We start from the raw sequence: 17225 nt of genomic DNA, 5'->3' as shown, positions 1-17225 counted from the left end.
GGCATCGACCGCCACGCGCTCCGCGCCCACCCGCGCGCGCGCCGCCGCGAGCTCGGCCGCGCCGGGCAGCCGGCCCGCCTCGGCCGCCGCCTTCCACAGCGCGATCAGCGGCCCGACCGTCACGTCGAACGTGCCGCGCGTTGCGGGCGTCAAGGCCAGCGAGTCGGCAGTGAGTCGCGCGAGCGCCGGCGACACGCGCTGCGGACCGCGGCCGGCGGCGCGGTTCAGCGCCGAGACCTCGCTCGCGGCGTCGAAGGTCGAGCTCGCGTGCTCGAGCGCGGCCACCGAGGCGAAGCTCTCGCGCAGCAGCGCCTCGCCCGTGGCGCGGTCCGGCGCGCACAGGCTGATCTCGAGCACCGTGCCCATGCGGTACTGGCCGTCGGAGACCATGGCGGGACACACCACGCGCGCATCGGGCAGGGGCTCGGGCCGGGCGCACGCGAGACACGCCGCGAGCGCGGCCGCGCGCGCGCCGCGCCTCAATCGAGCTCCTCGTCGTCGTCGAGCTCCGCGCCGTTCTCGCCGCTGCGGTAGTTGTCGGAGGTGCCCGACAGCACCGACCAGACCGCGAGCCCGACCAGCGCCGCCAGACTGCCCTGGAGCGCCAGGAAGCCGGCGATCTTCGCCCAGGCGAAGCCCGGAGACACGAAGCGCACCAGCCAGCCCGAGCCCTCGTCGAGCAGCGCCGACAGGAAGGGAGTCACGACGAGCGCAATCTTGGTGCGGTTGCCAAGCGGCACGAACAACACCAGGTGCGTGAGCACCATGAGCAGCATGCCCATCGCGAACAGGTGGAAGTGCGAGATCTCGAGCATGCCGAGATAGCTGCGCGGCTCGGTGAAGGCCTGCTCCGAGCCCAGGTAGTAGCTCACCACCGACGCCGGAGTGAGCGACATCTTGGAGAAGTAGAGCAGGGCGTTCGTGACCCAGAGCAGCGCGACGTACAGCGAGTAGAGCAGCACGATCACCTGCAACAGGCGGTTCCGGCTCATCTCGCCCGAGACCACGAAGCGCATCGACTCACCCCCCCGCGGGCTTCTGGATCAGCACCTGGTACAGCGCGAGCGCCGTGCGCACCGCGCGAGTCACCGACTGCGACGACAGCGTGGCGCCCGTGATCTGCTGGATGCCGCGCTTGAGCTTGAGCTCGTCGTCGAGCTTGCGGCCCTCGAACAGCGCGAGCCAGCGCGGCGGCGGCTGGAACTCGGCCGGCTCGTGGAAGGCCAGGATGCGCAGCGAACGCACCGTGCCCTCGGGAGTCAGCACGACCAGCAGCGCCTCGGGCAGCGTGCGCACGGTGCGCAGGTCGAGCAGCGCGTAGCCCAGCGTCTGCCCCGCGCGCCGCGCGGTGTGGATCGTCCACAGCTTGCGGTCGACCTCGGTCTCGGCAAGCTGGCGCACGCGCTCGACCTGCGCGTCGTCGAGCACGTAGCTCTTGGCCTCGATCGCGTCGGCGTCGGGGAAGGCGTCGTGCAGCGCCGCGTCCTGCGTCGCGTAGACGGTCGCACGCGCCGGGCCCGCCGCGAGCACGAGACAGAGCGCGAGGCTAGAACACCAGCCCGAAGCCAAGGTCGACCTGATCCCCCACCTTCCCGGCAAAGTCGTCGACGTTGCGATAGTCGAGCTTCAGCACGACGTTCGGGATCGGCTTGAACTGAATGCCGGGCACGTACACGCGCTGCTTCCACTGGCGATCCGCGACGAAGCCGGACGGGACGTTGTTCTGTGTGTCGAGATACTCCCAGCGGAAGAACGGCTCGAGAGACATCTCCGAGCCGGGCGACAGCAGCGGCATGACATCATACGCGACCTCGCCGTAGCCGCCCAACATGCGGCTCGAGATCACCGGCTCGTCGTGGTCCGCGGCGCTGAACAGGCTCGACAACTCACCCGCGTTGCCGATGTGCGACTGCGCGTACAGCGCGCGCAGGGTCAGCCCCTGCCAGCGGTAGATCGAATGCAGCTCCCAGATCGAGACCGGTGCCTTGGGCAGCTTCTGCTCGCTGCCCAGCACGTCGATCTTCTGGTTCTGACCCGAGTTGCCCTGATAGTACGAGGTGCCGAGTGACAGGCCCGCGAGCGGCTCCCACTCGAGCCGGCCCACGAACGCGAGATCGTTCGCGAGCGCCTCGCTCGCGGCCTGCCGGCCCTCGCGAATGCCGCCGCTCTCGAAGCCCTGCGCGTTCAGGCCGTCGACGAGATACACGCGGTAGCTGAGCTGTTCGCCGATGCGGCCGTACACGCCGGCTCCGTAGTCCGACCAGGTGGTGGGAATGATCGCGGTCTCGACCTGCGGCTTGAAGGTCGAGTAGTAGAAGGGCGGCTCGTGCACCTCGTTCAGGATGCCCATCGGCAAGAGCAGCACGCCGACGCGCGCGTTGATCTCGGGCTTGAACATGAAGTCCAGCGTCGAGAACTCGACCGTGACCGAGCCGTTCTCTTCGGTGGTCGCGTTCTCGAACTCGATCTCCGAGGTCCAGGCGATCCAGTCGTTGAACTTGTAGCCGAGATACAAGACCTCGCGGTCGAGGTTCGCCTCGTTGTCGCCGCGCGCGTCGCCCATGTCCTTGAAGCCGTAGTGACCCTCGACGTAGCCGCCGATCGAGACGCCTTTGGCGATCGAGTAGACCTTGGCGGCCGCGGGACCGAAGCCGTTCTGCGCCTTGAGCTCGGTCTCCTGCTCGGGCGCGGCCACCTGGGCCCGCAGCTTCTCGACCTCGTCGACCACGGTCGAGAGCTGGCGCTTCAGGTCCGCGATCTCGTCGTCGCGCGCGACGTCGCGGTCACTCGCGGCGGGCGCGGGCGCCGGCGGGTCGGCGCAGGCCGGCGGCGCGCCCGCGAGCGCCCACAGCGCGCAGCAACCCCACCCCAAACACACCACGGCTCGGACGGACATCGACGGCCCTCCCTCTGAAACCGATTTTGATAATCGTTATCAAAAGGAGTCTAGCCGGAGTGCGAAAGCGCGGTCAAACGCGCCCCTGGGCTAGGCGGCGGGCTTGTCGGCCTGGGGCAGGGTGTGCTCCGACGCGCCGCGCGGGGCCTGAGGGGCGGCGGCGTACGGGCGCCGGCGCAGCGTGCGCTTCAGCCACTCGATGCCGTCGTCGAGCTTGATGTAGAAGACCGGCACGATCAGGAGCGTGAACACCACCGACGACAGCATCCCGACCGCGGTCGCGACCGCCATCGGCTGGCGTGTCTCGGCGCCAGGGCCGACGCCGAACGCGGCGGGCAGCACGCCGAAGATCATCGCCACGCCGGTCATCAGCACCGGCCGCATGCGGATCGGCGCAGCGCGGCTCATGGCGGTGACCTTGTCGAGGCCCTCGGCGCGCAGCTGGTTGGCGTAGTCGACCAGGAGGATCGAGTTCTTGGTCACCAGCCCGAACAACAGCAGGATGCCGATCATGCTGAACAGGTTGATCGTGTTGTGAGTCAGGAGCAGGCCGCCCAGCGCCCCGACCATCGCGAACGGCACGGCGAGCATGACGGTGAGCGGGTGCACCAGGCTCTCGAACTGCGCGGCCAGCACCATGTAGATGACCAGGAGACCCAGGCCCACGGCCAGCAGGAACTGCTTGCCGCTCTCCTGGAGTGACTGCGCCGAGCCCGACAGTCCCAGCGTGATGTCCTCGGGCAGGACCTCCTTGCCCACCGCGAACGCGTCCTCGATCGCGGTGCCGAGCTTCTTGTCGGGGGTGAGGTTCGCAGTGACGGAGACGCTGCGCTGCCGGTTGCTGCGTGTGATTTCCGAGGGCGCGGCGCCCGTCTCGAGCTTCACCAGGTTGCGCAGCGAGGTGAGCTTGCCGTCCATGCTGCGCACGTAGAGCTGCTCGATCGCGTCTGGAGTATCTCGGTTCTGGCGGTCGAGCCGCATGCGGATGTCGAAGCGGTGGCCGCCGTCCTTGAATTGCCCGACCTCGAGCCCGCCGATCAGGAGCTGCACGACTTGCGAGAGCTGGGTCGCGTCGACGCCGAGCTCGGCGGCTTTCTCGCGATCGGGCAGCACGCGCACCTCGGGCAAGCCCAATTTCAAGCTCTTGTCGATGCCGACGAAGCCGCCCTTCGCGCGCAGCCGTGCGATGAACTTGTCCGCGGCCTCGTCCAGGTCCTGGAGCGCAAGGTTCCCGCGCAGCATGACCTCGAACTGCGCCTGGCCGCCGCCCGCCTGCATGACCGACGGGTCCATGATCTTGATGTTCTGCCCGGGTACGGCTTCGAGCACGGCGCGTGCGTCCTCGATGATCTGCTGCACGCGGCGCTGCCGAGCGCGCAGCGGCTTCAACGTCGCGAACATGATCCCGCGGTTCGCGCGCGGCACACCGTCGGGACCGCCGAGGCCCACCGCCTCGAACAGCCCCACGAGCTCGGGCTGGGCCATCACGTACTTCTCGTTCACGTCGAGCATCGCCTCGGTCGCGGCGAGTGCCGTGCCGGGCGGTGTCTCGAACATGGAGAAGAACATCCCGCGGTCGGAGGGCGGGAAGAACTCCTTCTCGACCCGGCTGAACATCACCACGATGGCGACGAAGGAGAGCGCGGCGAAGCCCAGCGTGGGCCACTGGTGCGAGAGGGTGAAGCGCAGGCCGGCGCGGTAAGCCTGCTCGAGCTTCTCGAACGCGCGCTCGAGATAGTGGTAGATGCTGCCGTGCGCGCGCTCCTTGGGCGGCGGCACGCGCGCCGCCAGCATGGGAGTCAGCGTGAGCGCGACGAACAGCGAGATCAGCACCGAGCCCGCGACGGTGAGCCCGAACTCCGACAAGAAGTTGCCGATGATGCCCTGCACGAACACCACGGGCAGGAACACGGCCGTGACCGAAAGCGTCGCCGCGGTGGCGGCGAAGGTGATCTGGCGCGTGCCGTCGCGCGCGGCCTCCATGGGTGACTTCCCCATCTCGCGGTGCCGCTCGATGTTCTCGAGCACGATGATCGCGTCGTCGATCACGACGCCGATCGCCAGCGCCATGCCGAGCAGGGTCATCGTGTTCAGCGTGTAGCCCGCGATCCAGACCAGCGCGAAGGTGGTGATGAGTGACACGGGGATGGCCGTGGCCACGATCAGCGTGGGCCGCGTGCGGCGCAGGAAGACGAACACCGTGAACACCGCGAGCAGCCCGCCGAACACCAGCGCGAATTCCGTCTCGGACACCGACTCGCGAATCGACTGCGAGAAGTCGATGAAGCCGTGGCCGTCGCCGATCGTGATGCCTTCGGGCAGGAGCGGCCGGAGCTGATCCAAGCGGCGCTGCACCTCGTCGCAGATCGCGACCGTGTTTCCGCCCGACTGCTTGCGCACCCCCACGCCCACGGTCTGGATGCCGCGGAAGCGCGCGGTCGCGCGCACATCGTCCTCGCCGTCCTCCACGCGCGCCACGTCGCGCAGGAGCACCGGCGCGTCGGGCCGCTGCGCGATCACCATCTTCTCCATGGCGTCGACCGAGTGGAACTCGGCGTCGGTCTTCACCGTCCACTCGACGCGCTCGCCCTCGACCAGCCCGCCGGGAATGTCGACGTGCTCGCGGCGCAGCGCGTTCATGATGTCGGTGGCCGCCAGCCCGCGGGAGCGCAGCGCCTCGCCGTCGACCCAGATGCGGATCGCGCGGTCGCGCCGGCCGAACAGCTGGATGCCGCCCACACCCGGGATCGTCTCGAGCAGCGGCTTCACGTGCCGGCGCACGTACTCCGAGGTCTCGACCGGCGAGCGGTTCGAGCTGAACGGGATCCAGAGGATCGCCTGGTCCGAGAAGTTGAGCTTGCTGATCGTGGGCGGCTCGACCTCGCGCGGCAGGTTGCGCCGCGCCTTGCCCACCTCGTCGCGCACGTCCTGGATCGCGCGGTCGAGGTTGGTGCCGAGCTGGAACTCCACGGCGATCTGCGAGATACCCGTGATCGAGGTCGAGCGCAGCTCGCGCACGCCGGCGATGGTGTTCAGGTTCTCCTCGAGGACGTCGGTCACGTCCTCCTCCATCGCCTCGGGGTTCGCGCCCTCGAGCGTGGCCACCACCATCACGTTCGGGAATTCCATGGGCGGATACTGGTCGACGCCCAGCCGAGTGACTCCCAGCACGCCCGCGACCACGAGCGCGAGCATCATCATCCAGGTCAGGACAGGCCGCTGGATCGCGATGTCGGAGAACGTCATGTCACTCGGTCCGCGCGGGCTCGTGCGCGACGCCGCTCGCCACGTCGGGCTCGGTCAGGCTGCCGTCGGGGTTCCGGATCGCCACGATCGCGCCGTCGACCAGCGCGGTGTGCCCGCGAGTCACGACTTTGTCGCCGTTCGCCAGGCCCTCGACGACCTCGACCTTGCCGCCCTTGTGCGCGCCGGTCTGGATCACGCGCCGCTCGACTTTGTCTGGGCCGGCCATGCGGAACACGACCTTGCCGTCGGAGCGCTCGAGCACGGCCTCGTCGGGGATCATCAGCACGGCCTCGCGGTGCGCGACGCCGAGGTCTGCGCGCGCGAACAGGCCGGGGCGCAGCTTGCCGTCCGGGTTCGCGAGCGTGCCCTTCACGCGCAGCGTGCGCGACGCCGGGTCGATCATGGGCGAGACGAGGGTGACCGTGGCCTGGAACACCTCGTCGGGGAACGGCGCGACGCGCACGTCGACCACCTGTCCGGAGCGCACGCGGCTGGAGTCGACCTCGGCCACGCGGAACTCGACCTCGATCGGGTCGAGCGCGACCAGCTCGAACAGCGGCGTGCCGGGCTGCACGAACTCGCCCACCGAGACGAAGCGCTGCGCGATCAGGCCCGCGAACGGCGCCTTCACCTCGGCGTCGCGGCGCGCGCGCTCGGACTGGCCGAGCTGGGCGGCCGCCGCGTCGGCGCGCGAGCGCGCCAGCTCGAGCTGGGTCTGCGCCGTGTCGAGCTGCGCCTGCGAGGCGACGTTCTTCTTGAACAGCGCCGCGGCGCGCTCGGCGGCGCGCTTCTGGTCGGCGAGCCCCGCCTGCGCCTCGGCGTTGCTGGCGCGCGCGGCGCGCAGATCGAGCTCGCGCCGTTCGGGGTCGATCTCGAGCACGCGGTCGCCGGCGTGCGCGGGCTGGCCCTCGTTGATGTACAGCGAAGTGATTCGCCCGCCGACCTCGGCCGCGATCTTCGCGTGGTTGGGAGACACCAGCTCGCCCGTCGCCTCGATGCGGTCGTCGATGTCTACCGCGGTCGCGTCGCCCAGCGACACGTTGGGCGCGGCGACGGCCTTCTCCTGCTTCTTTCCCGAGCAGCCCAGCGCGAGCGCAGCGGCGAGCGACAGAGTGAGTGCGATGCGTGTCTTCTTCACGACGGGCCTTTTCCGTTGCGGGCCAGGGCGGGGCGGACCAGTCCGCGCAGCACCGTCTCCAGCGCAACCTCGCTGAAATTCTTCGACCAACCGTACTTGGGGTTGCCCAGCCGCAGCGCGACCACGCCGTGCAGCACCGCCCAGAGTGACTGGAGCGCGGCGTCGACGTCGGTCGTCCACAGCCGGCCGGCGGCCGCCAGCGCGCGCAGCTGGTCCGACATGATCTCGCGCGCCGCTTCGGCGGCCTGGATCTTGCGCTCGCCGCCGTCGCTCGAGCCGCGGATCATCACGCGGTAGAAGGTCGGGTTGGCGGACGCGAAGCGGAAGAACGCGCGCGAGTACTCGCGGATGTTCGCCACCGGGTCGGCGACGAGCGCGACGCGCCGGATGCGCTGCAAGAGCCGCGAGAAGCGCTCCTCGAGCAGCGCGTCGATGAGTCCGTCCTTGTCGCGGAAATAGTGGTATATCGTGGGCGCCGTATAGCCGCAGCGCAGCGCGAGCTTGCGGATCGACAAGAGCTCCTCGCCGTCCTCGAGCAGGATCGCTTCGGTCGCGTCGAGGATGGCCCGGCGGGCTTCCTCGCGCTGGCGGTTGCGGCGCAGGGCCGCGGGCTGGAGCTGGGGTTCCATGGAACGGCGTGCAAGTCCTATAACGGTGCGAGACGCTATAACAGTGTTAGGTCCGCGGGTCCTGTATACCACGCGCCGCCGCCCGGACCAAACGGGGCGCTGATGCCGCGCGAGCCCAAGCCCCGCGCGCGCACGTCGCCGATCCGCAGCATGACCGTGGCCTGCGCGCGCGCCGGCGGCGTGAACCTGGCGCAGGGCGTGTGCGACACGCCGGTGCCCGAGATCGTGCGCCGCGCCGCGCAGGAGGCCATCGAGGCCGGCGCCAACACCTACACCCGCTCCGACGGCATTCCCGAGCTGCGCGCGGCGCTCGCCCAGAAGATGCGCCGCGACGACGGGCTCGACTACGACCCCGAGGGCGAGATCGTGGTCACGAGCGGCGCGACCGGCGCCTTCTACGTCGCCGCGCAGGCGCTGCTCGAGCCGGGCGACGAGGTGGTGCTGTTCGAGCCCTACTACGGCTACCACCGCAACACGCTCGAGGCGCTCGGCGTCGCGCCCGTGTACGTGCCGCTGGCCGAGCCCGACTACGCGCTCGACCTGGCCGCGCTCGAGTCACGACTCACTCCGCGCACGCGCGCGCTGGTGATCAACACGCCCGGCAACCCCTCGGGCCGCGTGTGGACGCGCGCCGAGCTTCTGGCCGTGGGCGAGCTCGCGCGCGCGCGCGACCTGTGGCTGTTCACGGACGAGGTCTACGAGCACTTCGTGTTCGACGGCCGGCGCCATGTGAGTCCCGCCAGCCTGCCCGGGCTGCGCGAGCGCACGATCACCATGAACGCGCTGTCCAAGACCTTCGCGATCACCGGCTGGCGCATCGGCTGGCTGGCTGCGCCCCGCGCGCTGTGCGAGGCGTTCGCGCACCTGCACGACCTGGTCTACGTGTGCGCGCCGGCGCCGCTGCAGCGCGGCTGCGCAGTGGGGCTCGGCAAGCTCGACCCCGAGTACTACGCGGCGATCGGCGTCGAGTACCAGCGCAAGCGCGACCAGCTGTGCGCGGCGCTGGCCGACGCGGGACTCACTCCGAACGTGCCCGGCGGCTCCTACTTCGCGCTCGCGGACCTGTCGCGCCTGCCCGGCGCCGACGGCGACGCGCGCGCGATGGCACTGCTCGAGCGCGCCGGCGTGGCCTGCGTGCCCGGCACGGCGTTCTGGCGCGGCGAGGCGGGCGAGCGCGTGGGCCGCTTCTGCTTCGGCAAGACCGACGCCGACCTCGACCTGGCCTGCCGCCGGCTCAGAAACATGCAGGTTTGACTGTTTGTTTCTGACCCCCTAAGCTGCGGCCCGCAGTGGCACCCCCCTCCCCGGCAGCACAGGTGCGCCGTCCCGAACGGCGCACCCAGGAAGAGCGCAGCGCGTCGACGCGCCAGCGCCTGCTCGACGCCACGCTCGAGTCGCTGGTCGAGGTCGGCTACGCGGCCACCTCGACCACCGCCGTGTGCGCGCGCGCCGGCCTCTCGCGCGGCGCGCAGCTCCACCACTACCCGACCAAGGCCGACCTCGTGATCGCCGCGGTCGCGCACCTGGCCAAGCGCCGCGCCGCGGAGCTCCTGGCCGACGTGCCCCGCGAGGGTCCGCCCGAGCTGCGGCTGGCGACCGCGCTCGACGCCATCTGGGCCAGCTTCTCCGGCCCCTTGTTCGCGGCCGCGCTCGAGCTGTGGGTGGCGTCGCGCACCGACGCCGCGCTGCGCGACAACCTGGTGCGCTTCGAGCGCCAGGTGGGCCGCGCCATGTCGCGCCTGTTCGGCGAGCTCGCGGGCAGTGACTCGCGCGACTTCGGCGCGCTGCTCGAGCTGACCTTCCACATGATGCGCGGGATGGCCCTGCAGCGGATCCTGCGCGACGACGACACCGAACGGCGCCGGTTGTTCGAGCTCTGGAAACGCCTCGTTTCCGAGTCACTCGGCGGCGCCAAGGGAAAGGAGAGACGATCGTGAGCGACATTCGTTTCGACGGCCGAGTGGCCGTCATCACCGGAGCAGGCGGCGGCCTGGGCAAGACCTACGCGCTCGAGCTGGCGCGCCGCGGCGCGCACGTGGTCGCGAACGACCTGGGCGGCGCGGCCGACGGCAGCGGCAAGAGTCACTCGATGGCCGACCAGACCGTCGACGAGATCAAGGCCGCGGGCGGCCAGGCGGTCGCGAACTACGACTCGGTCGCCACCCCGCAGGGCGGCGAGGGCATCATCCAGACCGCGCTCGACAAGTTCGGCCGCGTCGACATCGTGATCAACAACGCCGGCATCCTGCGCGACAAGAGCTTCGCCAAGCTCGAGCCCGCGGACCTGGAGATCGTGCTCGACGTGCACCTGAAGGGCGCGTTCTACGTGAGTCAGCCCGCGTTCCGCGCCATGAAGGAGCAGAACTACGGCCGCTTCCTGTTCACCGCCTCGGCGGCCGGCATCTTCGGCAACTTCGGTCAGACCAACTACGGCGCGGCCAAGATGGGGCTGGTGGGCCTGTCGAACGTGCTCGCGGTCGAAGGCGCGAAGAGCAACATCAAGTCGAACGTGATCGCGCCGATCGCCAAGACGCGACTCACCGAGAACCTGCTCGGCCCCATGGCGTCGAACCTGGAGCCGACCACGGTGACTCCGCTGGCCTGCTACCTGGTGTCGGAGGCCTGCGAGCTGTCGCACGAGGTGTTCTCGGTCGGCGGCGGGCGCTTCGCGCGCGTGTTCGTCGGGCTCACGCCCGGCTGGTTCGCGGGCAAGGGCAAGTCGGTCACGCTCGAGGACGTGCGCGACCACCTGGGTCAGATCATGGACGAGAAGAACTACATCGTGCCCAAGAGCATTGGCGACGAGATGCGTGTCATCGCCAAGGACCTCATGGGCTGAGCCTGGAACGAAAGGAGACATTTCCATGCCGATCGATCTGGAGAAGGCGCGCGGTGCCAAGCTGGCGCCGAGCACGGGTGAGTGGGGCCAGGACCAGGTCATCCTCTACCACCTGGGCATCGGTGCGGGCAGCGGCCCGGGCAAGGCGACCGACCCCAAGGAGCTCTCGTACACCTACGAGAAGGAGCTGAAGGTCCTGCCGAGCTACGGAGTGATTCCCGTGTTCGGCGCGGTCGGCGGCATGGCCGGCGTGCCGGGCATCCAGATCAACTTCGCGCTGGTGCTGCACGGCGAGCAGGACATCGAGATCCACCGCCCGATCCCGGTGCGCGCCAAGATCGAGTCACAGGGCCGGATCGCCGGCATCTACGACAAGGGCAAGGCGGCGCTCGTCGTGGTCGAGGTCGAGACCAAGGAGCAGGGCGGGGCGCCGCTCTTCACCAACCGCTTCTCGATCTTCGCGCGCGGCGAGGGCGGCTTCGGCGGCGACGCTGGCCCCAAGGCGGGCAACGAGGCGCCGACGCGCAAGCCCGACGCCGTGGTCGAGTCACCGACCGTGAGTCACCAGGCGCTGCTCTACCGCCTGTCGGGCGACAAGAACCCGCTGCACGCCGACCCCGCGTTCGCCAAGCTCGGCGGCTTCGACAAGCCGATCCTGCACGGGCTGTGCTCGTTCGGGATCGTGTGCAAGGCGGCGGTCGACCAGATGCTCGGGGGCGATGTCGCGAAGGTCGCGCGCTACCAGGCGCGCTTCGCCGGCGTGTTGTTCCCCGGCGAGACCATCGAGACCTCGCTGTGGCGCGAAGGCAACCAGATCCTGATCAGCGCGAAGTGCAAGGAGCGCAACGCGCCCGTCATCTCCAACGCAGCAATCACGCTCAGAGCTTGAGGAGTCACTGAATCATGGGTCGCAAGGTATTCGTCGTCGGCGTCGGCATGACCAAGTTCGAGAAGCCGGGCTCGAAGGAATGGGACTACCCGGACATGGGCCGCGAGGCGGGGCAGAAGGCGCTGGCCGACGCGGGCATCCCGTTCTCGGAGGTCGAGCAGGCCGCCGTGGGCTACTGCTACGGTGACTCGACCTGCGGCGAGCGCGCGTTCTACGAGCTCGGTCTCTCGGGCATCCCGATCTACAACGTGAACAACAACTGCTCGACCGGCTCGACCGCGCTGTTCATGGCCAAGCAGTTCATCGAGGGGGGCCTGGCCGAGTGCGCCATGGCGCTGGGCTTCGAGAAGATGGAGAAGGGGTCACTCGGCATCAAATACACCGACCGCACCACCCCGATGGACAAGCACTTCAAGCTCATGGTCGCCGAGCGCGGCTTCGCCAAGGCGCCGGGCGCGCCGCAGATGTTCGGCAACGCGGGCCTCGAGCACATGGAGCGCTACGGCACCACCGCCGAGCAGTTCGCCAAGATCGGCTGGAAGAACCACAAGCACTCGGTGAACAACCCCTACTCGCAGTTCCAGGACGAGTACACGCTGGCGCAGATCCTCGAGGCGCCGACCGTGTACGGTCCGCTCACCAAGCTGCAGTGCTGCCCGACTTCCGACGGCGGCGCCGCCGCGGTGCTCGCGAGCGAGGACTTCGTGAAGAAGCACAAGCTCGAGTCGAAGGCGGTCGAGATCGTGGGCATGGCCATGGCGACCGACCTGCCGAGCACGTTCGACGAGAAGAGCATGATCAAGCTCGTCGGCTTCGACCTCACCCAGAAGGCCGCCGGCAAGGTCTACCAGCAGTCCGGCCTCGGCCCCGAGAACGTCGACGTCGTGGAGCTCCACGACTGCTTCTCGTGCAACGAGCTGATCACCTACGAAGGCCTGGGTCTGTGCCCGGTCGGCAAGGGCGGTGAGTTCGTCGACTCGGGTGCGAACACGTATGGCGGCAAGGTGGTGGTGAATCCCTCGGGCGGACTGATCTCGAAGGGCCACCCGCTGGGCGCCACGGGTCTCGCGCAGTGCTCCGAGCTCACCTGGCAGCTGCGCGGCCAGGCCGACAAGCGCCAGGTGGCGGGCGCCAAGGTCGCTCTGCAGCACAACCTCGGCCTGGGCGGCGCGGCCGTCGTGGCGATGTACCGAAAGGCTCAGTTCTCCTAACTTGCGCATGTGAGTGAGACGCAGCCCGACTCCGAGCTCGAGGCGCCCTACGAGCCCGAGCTCGGGGCCGCGTTGCCCAGCGAAGCGATCGCGCTGGAGGCGGGCGCGCCGACGCGCGAAGAGCTGCGCCGGCGCGCCGATCGCGACATCGTGCGGCTGGCCTGGCCGGCCGTCGTGTCTCAGCTCCTGGCCACGACCGTCTCGTCGGTCGACGTGTTCATGCTGGGGCGGCTCGGCACCGAGGCCGTCGCCGCCGCGGGCTACACGTCGCAGTACTACCAGCTCGCGCAGGGCGCGCTGTTCGGTCTCTCGGCGGCGTGCGTCGCGCTGATGGCGCGCGCGATCGGCGCGGGTGACCCCGCGCGCGCGCGCCACGCCTTCGCGGCCTCGCTCTCGCTCGCCTTCGTGGGGGCGGTGGCGATCGCGACTGCGGGGCTCGCGTTCCCGCGCGACGCCATGCACCTGCTCGGCGCCGCGCCGCAGGTGGTCGAGCTCGCGGTCCCGTACTTCCGGCTGACCATGAGCTCGAGTGTCTTGTTCGCGCTCGCGCTCACCATGGAGAGCGGCTTCCGTGCCTCGCGCAACACGGCCTTGCCGCTCTCGATCGCGGCGGGAGTCACCGTCGTGAAGCTCGGCCTGAACGGGCTCCTGATCTTCGGCGTCTTCGGCCTGCCGCAGCTCGGACTCACCGGCGCCGGCATCGCGACGCTGGCCTCGCAGGCCGCGGGGCTCACGCTGTTCCTGGCCATGACTCGCCGGCGCGGCCGGCCCGAGAGCCCGGCGCTGCGCATCACGCGCGCCGACTTCAGCGGCGTGCGCGCGCTGCTCGCCGAGACCGCGCGCGTGTCGTGGCCGGCCGCGGGCGAGCGGCTCTTGATCAACTTCGCGCTGTTCATCTACTACCGCGTGCTGTCGAGCTACGGCACGCCGGCGATCGCGGCCTACACGATCGGCGTGCGCATCCTGGCTTTCTCGTGGATCGCGCCCACGGGGATCTCGATCGCGGCGTCGACGCTGGTGGGACAGGCGCTGGGCGCGCGCGACGTGCGCGTGGCCGCGCGCGCGGGCTGGCGCGCGGCGCGGCTGTCGCTGATCGCCGCGCTGCCGCTGTTCATCGTGTTCATCCTCTTGCGCGACCGCTTCGCGCACTTCTTCACGCACGACCCGGCGGTGATCGAGCCGCTCGAGCCGTTCATGGTCTGGCTCGGCGTGGCGCAGCCGTTCCTGAGCCTGCACTTCACGCTCTCGGGGGCGCTGCGCGGCGCGGGAGACACGAAGACGCCGCTCTGGTCGGCGATCTTCGGCAACTGGATCTTTCGCGTGCCGCTCGCCCTCCTGGTCGCCAACGTGCTGCACCTGCCCGTGGTCTGGGTCTGGGGCACGGTCGTGTTCGACCATGTGACTCGCGCCGTCTGGCTCACCTGGTCGTTCCGGCGCGAGCGCTGGGCGGGGAATCTCGGCGCACGGACCTGACACGTCCCGGTGGGTCGTCGGTCGGCGCAACAATTGCTCATGGACGCCGTGGACCGGCGGCGTAGTCTCTCGGACCATGAAGCCTCAGCGAGCCACGCTCGGTATCGCGGCGCTGCTCTTGTCACTCGGACTCGCGGGACCCGCCTCCGCCGAGACCTTTGCGTACGAGTGGGTGTTCCAGGCGGGTCCCAACAACGTGATCGACTCGAACGCCAGCAGCTGCGACGCGGGTGAAGGCTGTTTCGATCGCGGCGGCTACAACTGCTCTGCCACGCCGGGCCAGATCTGTGACCTGGCCGTGGTCCCGGCCGGGCGCTGCAGCCTCGGCAACCTGGGCGCGACGGGCGGCCCGGGTGGCAGCAACACCTGTGTCTGGCCGCACGGCGCCGGTCACTGCTCGGGCGACCCCCATCTGGGTTGTCTCACCGACGCCTATCTCGAGGATCCGGAGATCCTCGACAGCGGGCCGAGCGCGATGTGCGGCTTCGAAGGTCCGGACTGCATCATGGACGAGGACCCGTTCGGAGGTCCGTTCCGCGACGATTGCTCCTGCGATGGGGGCTTCCTCGGCAACGAGCTCAGCGTGTGCGGGAGTCCCAACGGAGTGTGCTCGGACGGGGATCCGGACCGGACGCTCGGAGGCTACGGCCTCGCGCTGGGGCTGGAGCTCGATGTTGGCGGCGGGAGCAGCGGCATCTCGTTTTCGACGCTGGGACCGAGCGTCAACGGCAGCAACGCTCCGACGACGTCGCCGCGCTATCCGATCGAGAATCCACCCGCGTTCCCGACTCCGCAGCGCGAACCGGGCTCGATCGGGCGGACGGGCGTCACCCAGACGCCGACCCACGTGGCAAAGACTCGACTGGCCGTCGAGCGCAGCTCACTCGATGCCGCGTTGGGGATCGAGAAGCTCCGGGGCCTGGGGAACTCCTTCTGGTCGGATTGGGTCACCGAGTCGCCGGACTCGAGTCAGCTGGGGATCGGGAATCCGGTGATCAAGACTCACATCGTCCCTCTGGCCTGCGACCCACCGCTCGGTTGGTCGACCAACGCGAAGATCGACCCGACGCCCGCCAGCGCGAACAGCGGCGACGAGGGATACTGCAGTCAGTTCGGCCGTGACTCAGTCTCGATTCTGTGGCGGCGCGATCTCACGCCTGCCGAGCAGGCGGCGCACCCGACCTGCCCGCCCACCTGCGGCAAGGACTACGATCTGACGACGACCGAGAGCGAGGCACTCCTTGCGACCGGAGTGCAGGACCGCAACGCCGGTCTGCAGCTCGCGATCCAGAGCGGCGAAGGACGCATCGCGGGCGCCGGCGACTCGATTTCTGCCATGCCGCTCACGCTCGGCATCTGGGTTGGAACGAGCGACCTTCGCTGCCGCCTCGCTGGCTGGGGCAACCCGGACGGGCTCATCGGGCGCTGCTCCGACGGACCGCATCGCTGTCGACCTGGGGATCCCGTCAACGGCAACACCCTGTGCGCGAGTCAGTCGCCGGCCCAGGGGGTCTGCGTGGCGTGCAATGGGCCGATCGACTACGCCAATCCCGACACGACCAATGGCCAGCCGAACGCTCTGGGGCTGCCTCCGGGCTACAGCAGCCACGGGCTGCCCGAGCTCGCCTTGGACCAGACAGAGCGCATCGGTGGCATCAGCGGCGCGGTGATCAGTGGCAAGATCCCGCTGTTCCTGGTCGGTACGTCGGGGTACGGCGCGTCGGACTTCCGAGATCAACCCGGCGGCACGAGCCCGCTCGACCACGCGGACATGGGGCTGGTCGATCCAACAGGGCCGGCGTTCGGGGTCGGAATCGGAGCCGGCGGCACGTTCGCGAACGCCACGGTTCTGCCGATCGGCGAGCCGTGCTGTGCGGGAGGTGTCAGTGTGACTTGGCCCGCCGCCGCGATCGGAGCTCCAGTCGCTTCGTTCAATCGCACCTTCGACGCGGGACCGGGCCCCGACGGGATTCCCGGCTGCTTGGGGGACAACACCTTCTCGATGAGGGGAATCGAGGCCTGCAACCAGCGGCTCGGCAACGGCCCGGTCGGGCTCAAGACCGATCCCTTCTATGCCACTGGCTTGGACGACGTGTCCATCCAGTACTCCGTCGGGACGTCGGGCTCGATCCCCGCCAGCAGCGCGAGGTTCCCCGCGCGCTGGTCCGTTGCAGGAAGCTGCCCCGTTTCGGGCTCGAACGCGGCGCCGGTATTCAACCAGGTCTCTGCCGCGGCTTTCCGCGACGCCGATGTGGTCGCCCTCTCGGACAACGTCGATGGGCTGCTCAAGCTGAACGTGACTCTCTGCCCGGCGGTCGGTGCCAACGGCCACGATTGCGCGATCGCCACGTTCCCGGCCGACGCAGACTGTGATGGCGTTCCCGACTCGAAAGACAACTGCCCGACCATCGCCAACCCGAAGCAGCCGGACGCCGACGGCGATGGCGTCGGCGACGACTGCGACAATTGCGTGAACGTGCCGAACCCACGCGTACCCGGGGGGGCGCATGCCTTCCTCGACTTCAATCCGTGGGCCACCTTGACCGGCGACCAGCGCGATGACGACCACGACGGCTACGGCAACGTTTGCGACGGAGACTTCAACAACTCCGGCGGCAATGTGAACGCAGGTGACACGGCCCAGTACAAGGCGTCGGTCAACCACAACCGCACGACGGATACGTGCGGTACCACCGGCCTGCGGCCGTGCGCAATCTTCGACCTCGACCTGGGTCAGAACACGAACAACACCGCCAACATCAACGCAGCGGATACCGCCCGCTACAAGCTGTTGGTCAACTCGCCTCCGGGTCCGAAGTGCACGGCCTGCACCGGTGCCACGACCAACGTGGTGCTGCCGTGCGTGGCCGGCGCCAACGGAAGCTGCCTCTGAGCGCTATCTTC

The 17225-nt window shown here is 69.4% G+C and carries 14 protein-coding genes; 7 read left to right on the top strand and 7 right to left on the bottom strand.

From position 1 onward, the window contains the following. From VMR86_05550 to VMR86_05520, 7 genes are all read right to left on the bottom strand, one after another. A partial coding sequence (locus VMR86_05550; protein HTO06506.1) for an FAD:protein FMN transferase occupies positions 1 to 483 on the bottom strand: 483 nt, incomplete at its 3' end. Then, on the bottom strand, positions 480 to 1016 hold the full coding sequence (locus VMR86_05545; GenBank protein HTO06505.1) for a hypothetical protein: 537 nt from the start codon (positions 1014 to 1016) through the stop codon (positions 480 to 482). The genes VMR86_05550 and VMR86_05545, both read right to left, overlap by 4 nt. 4 nt (positions 1017 to 1020) lie before the next feature. Continuing rightward, the gene (locus VMR86_05540; GenBank protein HTO06504.1) at positions 1021 to 1569 is read right to left on the bottom strand and encodes an FMN-binding protein; all 549 of its coding nucleotides are present in this window, start codon (positions 1567 to 1569) and stop codon (positions 1021 to 1023) included. Next, positions 1547 to 2896, bottom strand: a complete 1350-nt coding sequence (locus tag VMR86_05535) for a hypothetical protein (protein HTO06503.1) — start codon at positions 2894 to 2896, stop codon at positions 1547 to 1549. The genes VMR86_05540 and VMR86_05535 overlap by 23 nt, the downstream gene beginning before the upstream one ends. 90 nt (positions 2897 to 2986) lie before the next feature. Further along, positions 2987 to 6142 carry an efflux RND transporter permease subunit gene (locus VMR86_05530; GenBank protein ID HTO06502.1) on the bottom strand — a complete coding sequence of 1052 codons (3156 nt, stop codon included), beginning with the start codon at positions 6140 to 6142 and terminating at the stop codon, positions 2987 to 2989. 1 nt (position 6143) lies between these two features. Next, positions 6144 to 7280 carry an efflux RND transporter periplasmic adaptor subunit gene (locus VMR86_05525; protein ID HTO06501.1) on the bottom strand — a complete coding sequence of 379 codons (1137 nt, stop codon included), beginning with the start codon at positions 7278 to 7280 and terminating at the stop codon, positions 6144 to 6146. Beyond that, entirely contained in the window at positions 7277 to 7909 is a 633-nt protein-coding gene (locus VMR86_05520) for a TetR/AcrR family transcriptional regulator (protein ID HTO06500.1), read from the bottom strand. The genes VMR86_05525 and VMR86_05520 overlap by 4 nt, the downstream gene beginning before the upstream one ends. A gap of 102 nt (positions 7910 to 8011) precedes the next feature. On the opposite strand from VMR86_05520, the gene VMR86_05515 reads away from it, so the two are divergent. The 7 genes from VMR86_05515 to VMR86_05485 all read left to right on the top strand — a co-directional run bounded on the left by VMR86_05515 (position 8012) and on the right by VMR86_05485 (position 17214). Continuing rightward, positions 8012 to 9163, top strand: a complete 1152-nt coding sequence (locus VMR86_05515) for a pyridoxal phosphate-dependent aminotransferase (protein HTO06499.1) — start codon at positions 8012 to 8014, stop codon at positions 9161 to 9163. Between the two features lie 35 nt (positions 9164 to 9198). Further along, on the top strand, positions 9199 to 9846 hold the full coding sequence (locus VMR86_05510; protein ID HTO06498.1) for a TetR/AcrR family transcriptional regulator: 648 nt from the start codon (positions 9199 to 9201) through the stop codon (positions 9844 to 9846). After that, a complete protein-coding gene (locus tag VMR86_05505; GenBank protein ID HTO06497.1) occupies positions 9843 to 10748 on the top strand; it encodes an SDR family oxidoreductase in 906 nt (301 codons plus the stop codon). The genes VMR86_05510 and VMR86_05505 overlap by 4 nt, the downstream gene beginning before the upstream one ends. A gap of 25 nt (positions 10749 to 10773) precedes the next feature. Then, positions 10774 to 11637, top strand: a complete 864-nt coding sequence (locus VMR86_05500) for a MaoC/PaaZ C-terminal domain-containing protein (GenBank protein ID HTO06496.1) — start codon at positions 10774 to 10776, stop codon at positions 11635 to 11637. A gap of 14 nt (positions 11638 to 11651) precedes the next feature. After that, positions 11652 to 12848, top strand: a complete 1197-nt coding sequence (locus VMR86_05495) for a lipid-transfer protein (GenBank protein HTO06495.1) — start codon at positions 11652 to 11654, stop codon at positions 12846 to 12848. A gap of 9 nt (positions 12849 to 12857) precedes the next feature. Beyond that, positions 12858 to 14321, top strand: coding sequence for an MATE family efflux transporter (locus VMR86_05490; protein ID HTO06494.1), 1464 nt, complete (start codon positions 12858 to 12860; stop codon positions 14319 to 14321). Positions 14322 to 14517: 196 nt separating this feature from the next. Beyond that, positions 14518 to 17214 (top strand): thrombospondin type 3 repeat-containing protein, encoded by a 2697-nt coding sequence (locus VMR86_05485; GenBank protein HTO06493.1) that lies wholly within the window; start codon positions 14518 to 14520, stop codon positions 17212 to 17214. The last annotated feature ends 11 nt before the right edge of the window (positions 17215 to 17225 follow it).

The organism is Myxococcota bacterium (assembly GCA_035498015.1).
In the GTDB taxonomy this organism is placed as follows: domain Bacteria; phylum Myxococcota_A; class UBA9160; order SZUA-336; family SZUA-336; genus VGRW01.
Note: the sequence above shows the minus strand (reverse complement) of the source record. Positions and strands in the feature narration are given on the sequence as shown.